This is a genomic window from Mycolicibacter sinensis, assembly GCF_001667945.1.
In the GTDB taxonomy this organism is placed as follows: Bacteria; Actinomycetota; Actinomycetes; order Mycobacteriales; family Mycobacteriaceae; genus Mycobacterium; species Mycobacterium sinense_B.
The window spans coordinates 22336-36955 of record NZ_LZJK01000056.1; the positions used below are offsets into that span (position 1 = coordinate 22336).

Annotated in this window: 16 protein-coding genes; 12 read left to right on the forward strand and 4 right to left on the reverse strand. The window is 70.1% G+C overall.

The annotated features are described in order from the left end of the window. Window positions 1-5: 5 nt before the first annotated feature. A complete protein-coding gene (gene pdxH, locus A5694_RS07195) occupies window positions 6-665 on the forward strand; it encodes a pyridoxamine 5'-phosphate oxidase (RefSeq protein ID WP_267887743.1) in 660 nt (219 codons plus the stop codon). Window positions 666-687: 22 nt separating this feature from the next. Here the strand turns inward: pdxH and A5694_RS07200 are convergent, their stop codons facing one another. Continuing rightward, window positions 688-1053, reverse strand: a complete 366-nt coding sequence (locus A5694_RS07200; RefSeq protein ID WP_064921151.1) for a DUF732 domain-containing protein — start codon at window positions 1051-1053, stop codon at window positions 688-690. Between the two features lie 89 nt (window positions 1054-1142). Between A5694_RS07200 and A5694_RS07205 the strand changes: the two genes are divergently transcribed. The 7 genes from A5694_RS07205 to A5694_RS24930 all read left to right on the forward strand — a co-directional run bounded on the left by A5694_RS07205 (window position 1143) and on the right by A5694_RS24930 (window position 5646). Beyond that, window positions 1143-2414: an MFS transporter gene (locus A5694_RS07205; protein ID WP_064921152.1), complete on the forward strand. Its 1272-nt coding sequence runs from the start codon at window positions 1143-1145 to the stop codon at window positions 2412-2414. Window positions 2415-2521: 107 nt separating this feature from the next. Beyond that, entirely contained in the window at window positions 2522-3817 is a 1296-nt protein-coding gene (locus A5694_RS07210; RefSeq protein WP_064921153.1) for a citrate synthase, read from the forward strand. 5 nt (window positions 3818-3822) lie between these two features. After that, on the forward strand, window positions 3823-4191 hold the full coding sequence (locus A5694_RS07215; RefSeq protein WP_064921154.1) for an FKBP-type peptidyl-prolyl cis-trans isomerase: 369 nt from the start codon (window positions 3823-3825) through the stop codon (window positions 4189-4191). Beyond that, window positions 4192-4659: a BON domain-containing protein gene (locus tag A5694_RS07220; protein ID WP_064921155.1), complete on the forward strand. Its 468-nt coding sequence runs from the start codon at window positions 4192-4194 to the stop codon at window positions 4657-4659. 62 nt (window positions 4660-4721) lie between these two features. Beyond that, window positions 4722-5336 (forward strand): hypothetical protein, encoded by a 615-nt coding sequence (locus A5694_RS07225; protein ID WP_207515941.1) that lies wholly within the window; start codon window positions 4722-4724, stop codon window positions 5334-5336. A gap of 32 nt (window positions 5337-5368) precedes the next feature. Then, a complete protein-coding gene (locus tag A5694_RS23995; protein ID WP_165604316.1) occupies window positions 5369-5521 on the forward strand; it encodes a hypothetical protein in 153 nt (50 codons plus the stop codon). After that, window positions 5521-5646, forward strand: coding sequence for a hypothetical protein (locus A5694_RS24930; RefSeq protein ID WP_267887744.1), 126 nt, complete (start codon window positions 5521-5523; stop codon window positions 5644-5646). The genes A5694_RS23995 and A5694_RS24930 overlap by 1 nt, the downstream gene beginning before the upstream one ends. A gap of 1 nt (window position 5647) precedes the next feature. Here A5694_RS24930 and A5694_RS07230 read toward each other — a convergent pair whose 3' ends face one another. Further along, window positions 5648-6982 (reverse strand): sensor histidine kinase, encoded by a 1335-nt coding sequence (locus A5694_RS07230; protein WP_064921166.1) that lies wholly within the window; start codon window positions 6980-6982, stop codon window positions 5648-5650. Between the two features lie 17 nt (window positions 6983-6999). Continuing rightward, window positions 7000-7710 carry a two-component system response regulator PrrA gene (gene prrA, locus A5694_RS07235; protein WP_064921165.1) on the reverse strand — a complete coding sequence of 237 codons (711 nt, stop codon included), beginning with the start codon at window positions 7708-7710 and terminating at the stop codon, window positions 7000-7002. A 189-nt stretch (window positions 7711-7899) separates the two neighbouring features. Between prrA and A5694_RS07240 the strand changes: the two genes are divergently transcribed. Together A5694_RS07240 and A5694_RS07245 are read left to right on the forward strand one after the other, a co-directional pair. Continuing rightward, window positions 7900-9591, forward strand: coding sequence for an ABC transporter ATP-binding protein (locus tag A5694_RS07240; protein ID WP_234786414.1), 1692 nt, complete (start codon window positions 7900-7902; stop codon window positions 9589-9591). After that, the gene (locus tag A5694_RS07245) at window positions 9588-11345 is read left to right on the forward strand and encodes an ABC transporter ATP-binding protein (protein WP_234786409.1); all 1758 of its coding nucleotides are present in this window, start codon (window positions 9588-9590) and stop codon (window positions 11343-11345) included. The genes A5694_RS07240 and A5694_RS07245 overlap by 4 nt, the downstream gene beginning before the upstream one ends. Here the strand turns inward: A5694_RS07245 and A5694_RS07250 are convergent. Next, window positions 11342-12820, reverse strand: coding sequence for an acetyl-coenzyme A carboxylase carboxyl transferase subunits beta/alpha (locus A5694_RS07250; protein ID WP_064921158.1), 1479 nt, complete (start codon window positions 12818-12820; stop codon window positions 11342-11344). The genes A5694_RS07245 and A5694_RS07250 overlap by 4 nt on opposite strands. Window positions 12821-12847: 27 nt before the next feature. Between A5694_RS07250 and A5694_RS07255 the strand changes: the two genes are divergently transcribed. Next, window positions 12848-13579, forward strand: coding sequence for an enoyl-CoA hydratase (locus A5694_RS07255; RefSeq protein WP_064921159.1), 732 nt, complete (start codon window positions 12848-12850; stop codon window positions 13577-13579). A gap of 14 nt (window positions 13580-13593) precedes the next feature. Further along, window positions 13594-14620 (forward strand): MBL fold metallo-hydrolase (locus tag A5694_RS07260; protein ID WP_082952556.1); only part of this gene is annotated, 1027 nt, incomplete at its 3' end.

Below are 14620 nucleotides of genomic sequence, written 5' to 3' on the forward strand. Positions count from 1 at the left end.
ATGCGGTGCACAGGACGGGCCCCGACAACGAGCACCTGGCGGCGATGCGAGTGGAATACCGGGAGAAGGACAACAGCGGCGACCTCGACGTGGACTGGCTCGAGGACGGCTGGGAGGTTTTGCTGCGCAACTGGATCGGTGACGCCGAACGCGCCGGAATCCCCGAGCCCAACGCCATGGTGCTGGCCACCGTCGAAGACGGCCGACCGGTCAGCCGCTCGGTGCTGTGCAAGAACCTCGACGAGAACGGCGTCACCTTTTTCACCGACGACGGCTCGGACAAGGCTGCCCAACTGGCCGCCACACCCTACGCGTCGGCGACGTTTCCGTGGTACCAGCTGGGCCGCCAGGTGCACATCCGCGGCCGGGTCACCAAGACCGACGCCGCGATCCCCGCCGAGTACTGGGCGCACCGGCCCCGGGCGTCGCAGCTGGGCTTCTGGGCATCGCAGCAGTCCACACCGATCGCCTCACGCGCCGCGTTGCTCGAACAGCTCGTCGAGGTGACCGCCCGATTCGCCGACGCCGAACAGGTCCCGGTCCCGCCCACCTGGGCCGGGTACGTCATCGCCCCGGAGGTGGTGGAGTTCTGGCAGGGCCGGGAAGGCCGGCTGCACAACCGGATTCGGGTGAGCGGCGGGCGCATCGAGCGCTTGCAGCCCTGAGGCGGTCCGGTCGGGGTCAGGGCTAGGCAGTGCCGCCGTCGTGACCGAGCGGACAGTACACGGCCGCTGCCGCCGCGACGAATCTGACGATGCTGCTGGTGCTGCGGGTGGGAATCTCCGGCGCTGCGGCCCCGGCGTCGGGCGGCGTTGTCCCCAGCTGGTGGACCAGGTCCTTGAACGACATACCGCCGTCGAGCAGATCGCACACCCGGTGCGCCGCGGCGACGAGTTCGGGTGCATCCGCCATGGCCACCGGCTGCTGTCGGGCGAGCAACGACAGAAAACGCTCGTCCTGACTCGGTGCCGCAGCCGCGGGGCCGATCGCCGGCAGCGCCGCGGCACCGGACAGCAGCACGGCGGCCACCGGATAGCCGAATCGGACGGGCACCTATCGACGATCGCATATTCGCGGGTACCGGCGAAATACCGGCGCGTGACTAAAATTCCGTCCGTGCCGGACCTAGCCGAGGCAGCTCACTGAGAGTATTCGCCGACACCACCCCGCTGCGCAGCCCCGATTTCCGTCGGCTGTGGCTGGCCGGGATCCCGACCGTCATCGGCGCGAACCTGACCATCTTCGCGGTCCCGGTGCAGATCTACGCGCTGACCGGCAGTTCGGCCTATGTCGGGCTGGCCGGCCTGTTCGCGTTGGTGCCGTTGGTGGTTTTCGGGCTGCTCGGCGGCGCCTGGGCCGACGCGATGGACCGCCGGAAACTGCTGATCATCGCCTCCTGCGGGCTGGGGCTGGCCTCGCTGCTGCTGTGGGTGCAGGCCGTGCTCGGCGGCGGGGTCTGGCTGGTGCTGGGTCTGCTGGCCGTGCAGCAGGCCTTCTACGCGATCAACTCGCCCACCCGCGCCGCGGCGATCCCGCGCATGGTCGCCGGCGGTGACCTGCCCGCTGCCAACTCGCTGAACATGACCGTGATGCAGTTCGGGGCGATCGTGGGGCCGCTGCTGGCCGGCCTGCTGCTCGGCTGGGTCGACCTGTCCACGCTGTACCTGATCGACGCGCTGACCTGCATTTTTCCGATCTGGGCGACATTCCGGCTGGCACCGATGCCGCCCACCGGCACCCCCGAGGCTTCCCGGTTCGGCCTGGTGGCGGTGCTGGACGGGTTTCGCTACCTGGCCGGCAACACCGTGGTGCTGATGTCGTTCGTGGTGGACCTGATCGCGATGGTGCTGGGCATGCCGCGGGCGCTGTTCCCGCAGATCGCCGCCGCGGACTTCGGCGGACCGGTCGAGGGCGGCACCACGATGGCGCTGCTGGCCGCGGCGATGGCGGTCGGGGCGGTGGCCGGCGGGGTGTTTTCCGGTTGGTTGCCGCGGATCACCCGCCACGGCCTGGCGATCGTCGTCGCGATCGTGGTCTGGGGCGCGGCGATGGCCGGTTTCGGGCTGGCGGTCGCCCGCGCCGACGGCCATACCGGCCGAGTGCTGTGGGTGGCGCTGGCGTTCCTGGCGGTCGGCGGCGCCGCGGACATGGTGTCGGCGGCGTTCCGTTCGACGATGTTGCAGCAGGTCGCCTCCGATGAGATCCGGGGCCGGCTGCAAGGGGTGTTCACGGTGATCGTCGCCGGTGGTCCCCGGCTCGCCGACGCCGTGCACGGGGCGGCCGGCGCCGTGGTGGGCACCGCCGCCGCGGCGGCCGGCGGCGGCGCGCTGGTGATCGTCGGAGTGCTGCTCGCCGCGCTCGTGGCGCCGGCTTTCGTCGGCTACCGCCGGCCGGGACCGGCGGCGGCGTCATGACCGGGCCGCGATACCCGGCCCCGGGCGGGCGCGCCAGCCCCGAACCGACTACCTTTTCCTATACACACCCAATCGACTGGTTAGCCGAATAGCGCAAAGGGGTTCCTGTGGCCGCAACCGACGAAACCGCCACCCTGAAGTACCCGGGAGGCGAGCTGGAGCTGCCGATCGTCCACGCCACCGAGGGCTCCGACAGCCTGGCCATCGGTTCGCTGCTCGCCAAGACCGGATACACCACGTTCGACAACGGCTATGCCAACACCTCGCCGGTCAAGAGCGCCATCACCTACATCGACGGCGACGCCGGCATCCTGCGCTACCGCGGCTACCCGATCGAGCAGCTCGCCGAGAAGTCCACCTTCATCGAGGTCAGCTACCTGTTGATCTACGGCGAACTGCCGACCGCCGAGCAGCTGGCGACCTTCACCGGCAAGATCCAGCGGCACACCATGCTGCACGAGGATCTGAAGCGGTTCTTCGACGGCTTCCCGCGCAACGCGCATCCCATGCCGGTGCTGTCCAGCGTGGTCAACGCCCTGTCGGCCTACTACCAGGACTCGCTGGACCCGTCCGACAACGAGCAGGTCGAGGTGTCGACCATCCGGCTGCTGGGCAAACTGCCCACCATCGCCGCCTACGCCTACAAGAAGTCCGAGGGGCAGCCGTTCCTGTACCCGGACAACTCGCTGACCTTGGTGGAGAACTTCCTGCGGATGACCTTCGGCCTGCCGGCCGAGCCCTACGAGGTCGACCCCGAGGTGGTCCGGGCCCTCGACATGCTGTTCATCCTGCACGCCGACCACGAGCAGAACTGCTCGACGTCGACGGTGCGGCTGGTCGGTTCCTCGCGGGCCAACCTGTTCACCTCGATCTCCGGGGGCATCAACGCGCTGTGGGGCCCGCTGCACGGCGGTGCCAACCAGGCGGTGCTGGAGATGCTGGAGAAGATCCGCGACGAGCACGGCAACGTCGGCGACTTCGTCCGCAAGGTCAAGGACCGCGAAGACGGCGTCAAGCTGATGGGCTTCGGTCACCGGGTCTACAAGAACTACGACCCGCGGGCGCGCATCGTCAAGGAGCAGGCCGACAAGATCCTCGGCAAGCTCGGCGGCGACGACGAACTGCTCAACATCGCCAAGGACCTCGAAGAGGCGGCGCTGACCGACGACTACTTCATCGAGCGCAAGCTCTACCCCAACGTCGACTTCTACACCGGCCTGATCTATCGGGCGATCGGTTTCCCGGCCCGGATGTTCACCGTGTTGTTCGCGCTGGGCCGCCTGCCCGGCTGGATCGCCCACTGGCGCGAGATGCACGACGAGGGCGACTCCAAGATCGGCCGCCCGCGTCAGCTCTACACCGGCTACACCGAACGCGACTACGTCACCATCGGCGGGCGGTAACCGCCGTGACGAACCCGGCCAAGCCCCAGATCACCGTTCCGAGCGGCCCGCCCCCGACCGAACTGGTCATCTCCGACATCGTGGTCGGAGACGGACCCGAGGCCGCGCCCGGGGCGCTGGTCAACGTGCACTACCTGGGCGTCGACTACGACACCGGTGCAGAGTTCGACAGCTCGTGGAACCGCGGTGAGTCCTTGGAGTTTCCGCTCGACGGCCTGATCGCCGGGTGGCAGGACGGCATCCCGGGGATGAAGGTCGGTGGCCGGCGCCAATTGGTGATCCCGCCTGAGCTGGCCTACGGCCCGGCCGGCACCGGACATCAACTGGCCGGCAAGACCCTGGTCTTCGTGATCGATCTGCTCGGCACCCGCTGAGTGCGCGCCTGGTGGGTCACGGCGGCGCTGGCTGCGGTGCTGTTCGGCGCGATCAGCTGTGGGCCGCAACAAGGTTCACCGGACCGCACTGATCCCGGCACTGCGGCGCCGGTGTCGATCATCCGCCGCGGCAACGAGATCACGCTGAGCGGGGACGTGCCCGATCCGGCGGCCAAACGGGCGCTGTTGGACGCGGTGATCACCTCGACCGAGGACCTCACCGTCATCGATCGGCTCCGCGTGGCGCCGGGCGCCACCGCACCGGATTTCTCCGTGTCGGCTCCGGTGTTCGAAGCGGCTGCGGTGATCGGCGATTTCACCGTCCGCATGACCGGTGACACCGTGACGCTGGCCGGCACCGCGGCGAAGGCGCCAGAGGCGGCTGCCGTGGCGGACGCGGCCGAGGACGCCTGGCCGCGGGCCGAGATCCTCAACGAACTCGTGGTCAGCTCGCCGGCGACGCGATAAGAGCACGAAGATCGGCTGAAGACCTCCACTGACGAATCGGAAGCCCATAGGATCGCGGTGACTTGGACACCGAGGTGCCTATCGCTCTTCAAGGAGGATCCATGCCAGGCTCGGTATCGCGCTTTTACCGGCGACCTCCCGGCGCCGGCTGGCTCGTGGCACTGGCGGTAATCCCCTTGCTACTAGCGATGATCGGCCTCGGGATGGCGGATCGCTCGAAACTCGACAGCACCGAATCCAGCGTCGCCGCCCCACCGGTGCCCACCGTGGATCCGTCGGGACTATCGTTCGCCCCATTGTCGATTCTGCGCAACGGCAATGTCATCACCGTCAACGGCGAGTTGTCCGACATCGCTACGCGGACATGGCTGTTCGACATGCTCAAGGCGGCATACGGCGAGCGGATCCAACTGGTCGACAACCTCACCATCAAACCTGGCGCCCAGGTGCCCGACATCGCCGCGCTGACATCGGTGTTCACGGCCGCGTCGACCATGCCGGACTTCAGATTCAAAATCAACGGTGACACCGTGACGCTGATCGGTACCGCCGCCTCCGGCGCGGTCAAATCCGCCGTCGAGGCGGCCGCGAAGGCGGCGTGGCCAAACCTGGAGCTGTCCAACAACATTCTGGTGCTGCCTGATGCGGTGCCGGCCCCGGCATCACCGCCCCGATGAGCACACCCGACGGCCGCTAAGGAGCACTCTCAATGGATTTCGTCATTCACTGGCTGTGGTATCTGCTGGCCTTCGTCGCGGGCTCGGCTATCGCCTGGCTACTCACCGTTGTGTCGATTCGCCGCACCAACCGGGAGGATGCCATTGCGGACCTACCCGGCGCAGCTGAGCTTGGGACCCGCTGATGCACGGGGTCCATTACGGGTTGATGGGCTTGTCTTTTGCGCTCGGGCTGCTGCTGACCTTCGCCTTCAGCATCCGGCGGGTCACGGTGCCGGCGCAGCCGGACTCGACGCGCCGGGACGGCTGAGTCAGCGCGGCGGCGGCAGCCGCAGCATCAGCCGCACCCCGCCCATCGGGCTGTCTTCCAGCGACGCGGTGCCGCCGTGCAGCCCGGCCTGCTGTGCCACCAGGGCCAGCCCGAGACCGGAGCCCGAATGCGAGGCCGTCGACCCGCGGGAGAACCGCTCGAACACCACCTGGCGTTCCTCCTCGGGAACCCCGGTGCCGTTGTCGTCGATGGCGATCTCGACGCCCGCGCGGGAGGTGACCGCCGACAACTGCACCTGGGTCGCGCCACCGTGCTTGACCGCGTTGGCGATCGCGTTGTCCACCGCCAGCCGCAGGCCGGCCGGCAGCCCGACGATGATGCAGGTCGGCGATGGCACCAGCGAGACGTTCAGGTCGGGGAAGACCCGCATCGCGTCGTGCGCCGCCCGGTCGAGCAGCTCGGTGATGTCCACCGGAACCTGGTCGTCGGCCGTGGACAGTTCCCCCTGGGCCAGCCGCTCCAGCGCCGACAGGGTGGCCTCGATCCGCGTCTGGGTGCGCACGACATCGTTGAGAACTTCCTTGCGCTGATCGTCAGGCAGATCGAGGGTGGTCAGCACCTCGAGATTGGTGCGCATCGCGGTCAGGGGGGTGCGCAGCTCGTGCGAGGACACCGCGGCGAAATCCCGCGCTGAGGCCAACGCTTCTTTGGTGCGGTCCTGCTCGGTCCAGATCCGCTGCAGCATGCCGCGCATCGCCTCGGCGATCTCCACGGCCTCGGTGGCGCCGCGCACCTCGATCTCGGGTCGCTCGTCGCCGGCGTCGATCGACCGGGCCTGCTGGGCCAGCCGCCGCAGTGGCCGCACCGCGAACGCGGCCAGCAGCCAGCCCAGCACCGCGGCGGCGCCGATCGCGAACGTGCACAGCAGCAACACCCGGCGGTGCAGGTTATTGGTATCGGCGACGGTGGCGTCGTAGGTGGCGCCGACCGCCAGTGTCCGCGGGCCGGGCCCGGGAATCTCGACCGTCCGCACCCGGTAGCGCACCCCGTCGATCTCGGTGTCGGCGTAGCCGGGCTCCAGTTCCGGCAGCACCACCGCGGAGTTCGACGTCACCTCGGTGGGTCGGCGCAGGGTGATCACGGCATCGGTGGCACCGGCCGATCGGGGCAGCTCACCCAGGCCGATCAGCGGGACGGTCAGACCGGCCGCCTCGTCGAGCCGGCGGTCCAGCCAGTACTTGCGGTCGTTGGTGATCCCGACCCACACGATGGCGCCGATGATGACCGTCACGATCGCGGTGCCGATCGCGGTCGCCAGCACCACCCGGGTCCGCAGCGAGGGCGTGCGGGCAAAGATGCGCCGCAGCGCGTTCATGACGTTCATGGTGGTCCTCACTGCGTGCGCAGAACGAAGCCGACTCCGCGCACGGTGTGCAGCAGCCGGGGCGCGCCGCCGGCTTCCAGCTTGCGCCGCAGGTAGCCGATGAACACGTCGACGACGTTGGTGTCGGCGGCGAAGTCATAACCCCAGACCAGCTCGAGGAGCTGGGCGCGCGACAACACCGCGGTCTTGTGCTCGGCGAGCACCGCCAACAGGTCGAACTCCCGCTTGGTCAGATCGACGTCGACGCCCTTGACCCGGGCGCGCCGGCCGGGGATGTCGACCTCCAGCGGGCCGACGGTGATGGTCTCCGACGACGAGCTGGCCGACGACCCCCGCCGCCGCAGCATCGCCCGCACCCGGGCCACCAGCTCGGCGAGCACGAACGGCTTGACCAGGTAATCGTCGGCGCCGGCTTCTAGACCGGCGACCCGGTCGTCGACCGAACTGCGGGCGCTCAATACGCAGACCGGCACGTCGTCGCCCATCGCGCGCAGTGCGGTCACCACGCTCACGCCGTCGAGCACCGGCATGTTGATGTCGAGCACGATCGCGTCCGGGCGGGCCTCCTTGGCGCTGCGCAGCGCTTCGGCGCCGTCGGCCGCCGTGGCCACCTCGAAACCGGACAGCCGCAGTCCGCGTTCCAGCGAGGCGAGCACATCGGAGTCGTCGTCGACGACCAGTACTCGAGGGGAGGCAGCGGCGTTGGCGGGGTTGCTCATGGTCGCCATTTTGCCTGAATGTCGCCGCCAAGCGCGGGATGGCGCCGCGCGGTTCTTGCGGCGATCGCAAGCGCGACGAAGTCGGGCGCCGCACGTCGTCGCCGATCTAGGGTCGATTGCGTGAATCCGGCCTCCGCACTGCGCAGCCTGCTGCCATACCTGCGGCCCTACCGGGCGCGGTGGATCACCATGATCACGGTGGCCGTCGTCAGCCTGGGCGCCACCGTGGCGATCCCGCTGATGACCAAGGCCGTCATCGACGGGCCGGTGGCCCACCGTGACCAGCCCGGGCTGTGGCTGCTGGGGACGGCGGCCGCCGCGCTCGGGGTCGGCGAGGCGCTGCTGTGGCTGGTGCGGCGCTGGCTGGTCGCGCACGCCACCATGGGCGTCGAAGCCGACCTCCGCAAGGATCTCTACGCCCGGCTGCAGGTGCTGCCGATGACGTTTCACGGCCGCTGGCAGTCCGGGCAGCTGCTGTCGCGGATCATGAACGACCTGGCCACCATCCGCCGGTTCCTGTCGTTCGTGGTGGTGTTCCTGCTGCTCAACACGCTGCAGATCGTGGCGGTGACGACCATTCTGTTGCTGCTGTACTGGCCACTGGGCGTGGTGGCCGCGGTGTCGATGGTGCCGGTGACGCTGGCGGTGCAGCACTTCCGACGCCAGTACACCCGGCTGTCGCGCCGCGCCCAAGACCAGGCCGGCCAGGTGGCGACCGTGGTCGAGGAGTCCGCGCTGGGGCTGCGCACCATCAAGGCGTTCGGCCGGGAGGACCACGTGTTCGCCCACTTCGACGCCCAAGCCAAGACCCTGCGCGACCTCGGTATCGACAAGGTGGTGGTGTCGTCGAGGTTCTGGACGCTGCTGGAGGTCATCCCCAACCTGACACTGATCGTGGTGCTGGCGATCGGTGCGTTCGCGGCCGGGCACCACCTGGTCACGATGGGCACCCTGGTCGCGTTCATCACCTTGATGCTGTCGCTGGTCTGGCCGGTGTCGTCGCTGGGCTTTCTGCTGTCGGCCACCCAGGAGGCGATGACCGCCGCCGATCGGATCACCGAGATCTTCGATGCGCCCGTCGAGATCACCGACGGGGACGATCCGGCGCCGCCGTCCGGGCGCCTGGAGCTGCGCGACGTCGGGTTCCGCTTCAACGGCCGCTGGGTGCTGCGCGGCGTCAATCTCTCCGTCGAGCCCGGCGAGACCGTCGCGCTGGTGGGCGCCACCGGATCGGGTAAATCGGTGCTGGCGATGCTGCTGTCACGGCTCTACGACGCGTGCGAGGGGCAGATCCTCATCGGTGGGCGGGATATCCGTTCGCTGACGCTGACGGCGCTGCGTTCGGCGGTGATCACCGCGTTCGACGACCCGACGCTGTTCTCGATGTCGGTGGCCGAGAATCTGCGGCTCGGCCGGCCGGATGCCAGCGACGCGGAGTTGGCGCACGCCCTCGAGGTGGCGTCGGCAGATTTCGTCTATGACCTGCCGGCCGGGCTCGACACCCGCATCGGTGAGCAGGGGATGAGCCTCTCCGGTGGGCAGCGGCAGCGGTTGTCGCTGGCCCGCGCGCTGGTGGCGGCGCCGACGATCCTGGTGCTCGACGACACCCTCTCAGCGCTGGACGTGCACACCGAAGCCGCCGTGACCGAGGCGCTGCGCCGGGTGCTGCGGGACGGGGCGATCACCGGGATCGTGGTGGCCAACCGGGCCTCCACGGTGGCGCTGGCCGACCGGGTGGCGTTGCTTGCCGACGGGGCCATCAGCGCGATCGGCACCCACGCCGAACTGTTGGCGAGCGTGCCGCGGTATCGCTACCTGCTGGCCGCTGACGACGAACTCGACGACGGCGCCGAACACCTCGTCGACTGGGCGCGGCGGTGACGGCCGACCCGGGCCGCGCCGCCGCCCGTGCCCTGCTGTGGTCACTGCTGCGCCCCTACCGCGTCGCGGTCGTGGCGCTGGCGTTGATCGTCGTGGTGGAAAACGCTGCCCGCCTTGCGGTTCCGGTGCTGACTCAGCGTGGGATCGACCGCGGGATCCCGCCGCTCAGCGACGGATCGAGCCGGATGCTGACGGTGATCCTGGTCGCGTTGGGGGCCGTCGTGCTCACCCAGGCCAGTAGCCGGCTGGTGTTTCTGCAATGGTCGGGGCGGATCGGCCAGCGGGTGCTGCTGGAGTTGCGGCGGCGGGTGTTTCGCCATTTCCAGCGCCTCGACATCGGCTTTCACGAGCGCTATACCCCGGGCCGGGTGGTCAGCCGGCTGACTAACGACATCGACGCGATCCAGGAGATGCTGACGAGCGGCTTCGACAGCCTGATCAGCGCCGCGCTCACGCTGGCCGGTACCGCGGTGCTGCTGGTCGTGCTGGACTGGCGACTGGGCCTGATGTGTCTGGGTGCATTCCCGGCACTGGTCGCGCTGCTGCGCTGGTTCCGGGCTGAGTCGTCGAAGACCTATACCGCGGTCCGGGAACACGCCGCGCGGGTGATCGTGCAGTTCGTCGAGACCATGACCGGGATCAAAGCGGTGCAGGCCTACCGCCGCGAAGCCCGCAACCAGCAGATCTTCGCAGCCGTCGCCGACCGTTACCGTGCCGTCAACGAGAAGGCGTTCAAACTGGTCGCCGTCTTCAGCCCCGGCGTCAAGCTGGTCGGCAACCTCACCACCGGGGTGGTGCTGCTCTACGGCGGCTGGCGAGTCCTGCACGGGCACATGACGATCGGCACGTTCACCGCGTTCCTGCTCTACCTGCGGATGTTCTTCGAACCGATGCAGGAGATCACCCAATTCCTCAACACCTTCTCCTCGGCGACCTCGGCGCTGCAGAAACTGGCCGGGGTCCTCGCCGAAACGCCCGCGGTGGCCGACCCGCACACCCCGGCCGCCCTCGGCCAGGTGCGCGGCGAGATCGCCTTGCGCCAGGTGGGTTTCAGCTACTCCGCCGATGCGCCGGTGCTGGCGGGTTTGTCGCTTCAGATCCCGGCCGGCCAGACCGTGGCGCTGGTCGGCAGCACCGGCGCCGGCAAGACGACCATCGCCAAGCTGATCGCCCGGTTCTATGACCCGACCTCGGGTTCGGTGACGCTCGACGGGGTCGACCTGCGCCACCTCACCCAGGCCGAGCTGCGCCGGCACGTGGTGATGGTCACCCAGGAGAACTTCCTGTTCTCCGGGACGCTGGCCGACAACATCCGCTTCGGCCGTCCCGGGGCGACCGACGCCGAGGTGGCTGCGGCCGCGGCGCGGGTGGGCGCCGAGGCGTTCATCGCGGAGCTGCCCGACGGCTATGACACCGACGTGGCCAAGCGCGGCGGCCGGCTCTCGGCGGGCCAACGGCAGCTGGTCGCCTTCGCCCGCGCGTTCCTGGCCGACCCGGCGGTGCTGATCCTCGACGAGGCCACCTCGGCGCTGGACATCCCCGGTGAGCGGATGGTGCAGCAGGCGCTGCGCAGCGTGCTGGCCGACCGCACCGCTTTGGTGATCGCTCACCGGCTCTCCACGGTCGAGATCGCCGACCGGGTGCTGGTGATCGAGGGCGGCGCCGTCGTCGAGGACGGACCGCCGGCCGAGCTGATCCGCGCCGAGGGGCATTACGCCGCCCTGCACGAGGCCTGGCAGCGGTCGCTGGCTTAACCCGGCAGCCCGATCCGCCGGTAGCGCTCCAGCCGGGCGGCCAGCCGCGCCTCGTCAGGCACCCCGCGCAGCGCGTGCAACTCGGCGGCGATGGCCGCCGACATCCGCTTGGCGAAGTCGATCGGCTCCGCGGCGGCATCCGGGTGCTCGGCCACGATCACGTCGACGATCCCGTGCGCCTGCAGATCCGCCGATCGGATGCCCTGGGCGTCTGAGAGCTCCGGGGCGTGCGCGGTGTCGCGGAACACGATGGCGCTGGCGCCCTCGGGGGGCAGCGGCGCCAGCCAGCCGTGCAACGCCGCCAGCACCCGGTCCGCGGGCACCATCGCCAATGCGGGCCCGCCGCTGCCCTGGCCCAGCAGCACCGACACCGTCGGCACCTCGAGGGTGACCAGCTCCGCCAGGCAGGCCGCGATCTGCCCGGCCAGCCCGCCCTGTTCGGCCTCCACCGACAGCGCGGGGCCCGGGGTGTCGATGGCCAGCACCAGCGGCAGCCGAAGGCCCGCGGCCAACGCCATGCCGCGGCGGGCGTCGCGCAGCGCCACCGGATCGGTCAGGCGGTCGGGGCCGCGCAGCTGGCCCAGCACCACCGCGGGCTGGCCACCGAAGCGGGCCAGCGCCAGCAGCATGGTGGCCCCGCGTTCGGCGCTGCCGGTGCCGGACAGGAAGACCCGCTCGGTGGCGCCGTGCCGCAGCAGGAATCCCACGCCGGGCCGGTCCGGGCGCCGCGACGCGCACACCGAGTTCCACGCCGGCACGTCGGGAATCGGCTCGGGGGCCGGTGGTGTAGGTGCGCCGCCGGGGGCGTCGAGGATCACCTTGAGCGCCCGCGCGCAGGTGCGCCGCAGCCACTTCACCGGGATCACGCCATCGATCACGCCGTGCGCTTGCAGGTTCTCCGCGGTCTGGATGCCCGGCGGGAACGGCGCGCCGTAGAGCTGCTCGTAGACCCGCGGCCCCAAGAAACCCACCAGCGCCCCGGGCTCGGCCAGCGTGATGTGCCCGAGTGAGCCCCAGGAAGCGAACACCCCGCCGGTAGTGGGGTGGCGCAGGTACACCAGATAGGGCAGGTGGGCCCGCTTGTGCAGTTCGACGGCGGCGGCGATCTTCACCATCTGCAGGAACGCGACGGTGCCCTCCTGCATCCGGGTGCCACCCGAACTCGGGGATGCCAGCAGCGGCAACCCCTCGGCGGTGGCCCGCTGGATCGCCGAGGTGATCCGCTCGGCGGCCGCCACCCCGATCGAACCGGCCAGGAAGTCGAAGTCGCTGGCGATCACCGCGACCCGCCGCCCGTGGATCCGGCCCTCGCCGGTGATGACGGCCTCGTCGCGGCCGGTGGCGGCCCGGGCGGCGGCCAGCTCGGCGGCGAAATCGTCGCTGACCGGCAGCGGCAGCGGCGCGGCATCCCAGCTGAGGAACGAGCCGTGATCCAATACCGCCTCGCGCAGTTCGTCGGCCCCGGTCCGGCTCACAACAGCAGGCTAATAGGCTTGGACCTCATGATCGGTGTTACCCGCGACGAAGCCGTCACCACCATCGAGTTGCAGCGCCCCGAGCGGCGCAACGCACTGAACTCCCAGCTCGTCACCGAACTGCGCGAGGCGATCGTGGACGCCGCCGACCACGACGTCCGGGCGATCGTGCTGACCGGGCAGGGCACCGTGTTCTGCGCCGGCGCCGACCTGTCCGGCGACGCGTTCGCCGCCGACTACCCCGACAAGCTGCGCGCGCTGCACCAGAGCATCGGCGACGTGCCGGTGCCGGTGATCGGCGCGATCAACGGCGCCGCGATCGGGGCCGGCCTGCAGCTGGCGATGGTCTGCGATCTGCGGGTCGCCACAAACGAGGCGTACTTCCAGTTCCCGGTCGCCAAGTACGGCCTGGCGCTGGACAACTGGAGCATCCGCCGGCTCTCGACGCTGGCCGGCTACGGACGGGCCCGCGCCATGCTGCTGACCGCCGAGAAGCTGACCGCCGAGACGGCGCTGCTGACCGGCATGGTCAACCGGATCGGCACCGTGGCCGACGCGCAGGCCTGGGCGCACGAGATCGCCGGGCTGGCGCCGCTGGCGCTGCAGCACGCCAAACGGGTGCTCAACGACGACGGTGCCCTGCAGGAGCAGGAACCGATCCACAAAGAACTGTTCGACCGGGCCTGGGCCAGCCAGGACGTCATCGAAGCCCAGATGGCGCGCATCGAGAAGCGGCCGCCGAAGTTCCAGGGCGCCTAGCGGGAGGCGCGGTGATGTTGCGCGGAGCACTTCGGCTGGTGGCGGGCACGGCCTCCCTGGCCGTCGGCGGCTGGACGCTTCGCGCGCTGCGCGGCACCTCCGGGGCACTCGGTGCCGCGCCGCACGTCATTGAGGCGGTGGCCGCCCGCTCGCCGCACTACCGCGACGGGGTCTTCCACAACATCGAACCGGTCGCGGTCGTCAACATGGATCGCGAACAACAGCGCCTGATGCTGCGGGAGTTGTTCGCCGATCGCGGCGCGGCCCGGCCCGCGGCCCCGGTGCCACTGGCGGTCCCCGATTTCACCGGCGCCGCCGAACCGCTGGCGATCACCTGGCTGGGCCACGCCACGGCGCTGGTCGAAGTCGACGGCTACCGGGTCTTGACCGACCCGGTGTGGAGCGACCGCTGCTCGCCGTCGGACGCCGTCGGCCCCCGGCGGCTGCACCCACCGCCGGTCGAGCTGGCGGCACTGCCGGCGGTCGACGCGATCGTGGTCAGCCACGACCACTACGACCATCTCGACATCGACACCATCACAGCGCTCGCCCGCAGCCAGCGGGCACCGTTCGTCGTCCCGCTGGGGGTAGGCGCGCACCTGCGGGCGTGGGGCATCCCCTCGGACCGGGTCGTCGAACTCGACTGGGACGAGCACACCAGGCTCGGCGAACTGACCTTGACCTGCACCCCGGCCCGGCACTTCTCCGGCCGGTTCCTGACCCGCAACCTGACCCTGTGGGCGTCGTGGGTGATCGCCGGACCTCACCACCGGGTGTATTTCGGCGGCGACTCCGGCTACACCGGCAGCTTCAGCCGGATCGGCGCTGAGCACGGCCCGTTCGACGTGACCCTGCTGCCGATCGGCGCCTACAACACCGCCTGGCCGGACGTGCACATGAACCCCGAGGAGGCCGTCCGGGCCCACCTCGACGTCAAGGGCGGCGCGCTGGTGCCGATCCACTGGTGCACGTTCCGGCTGGCGCCGCACCGGTGGGACGAGCCGGTGGAACGGCTGCTGGCCGCCGCCGCCGAAGCCGGTG

What these genes read in the sequence shown, in the direction of transcription:
- A5694_RS23995 (WP_165604316.1), top strand. Translation starts at nt 5,369, where the DNA reads ATGGATTTCGTCATTCACTGGCTGTGGTATCTGCTGGCCTTCGTCGCG.
- A5694_RS24930 (WP_267887744.1), top strand. Translation starts at nt 5,521, where the DNA reads ATGCACGGGGTCCATTACGGGTTGATGGGCTTGTCTTTTGCGCTCGGG.
- A5694_RS07230 (WP_064921166.1), bottom strand. Translation starts at nt 6,982, where the DNA reads ATGAACGCGCTGCGGCGCATCTTTGCCCGCACGCCCTCGCTGCGGACC.
- prrA (WP_064921165.1), bottom strand. Translation starts at nt 7,710, where the DNA reads ATGAGCAACCCCGCCAACGCCGCTGCCTCCCCTCGAGTACTGGTCGTC.
- A5694_RS07240 (WP_234786414.1), top strand. Translation starts at nt 7,900, where the DNA reads ATGATCACGGTGGCCGTCGTCAGCCTGGGCGCCACCGTGGCGATCCCG.
- A5694_RS07255 (WP_064921159.1), top strand. Translation starts at nt 12,848, where the DNA reads ATGATCGGTGTTACCCGCGACGAAGCCGTCACCACCATCGAGTTGCAG.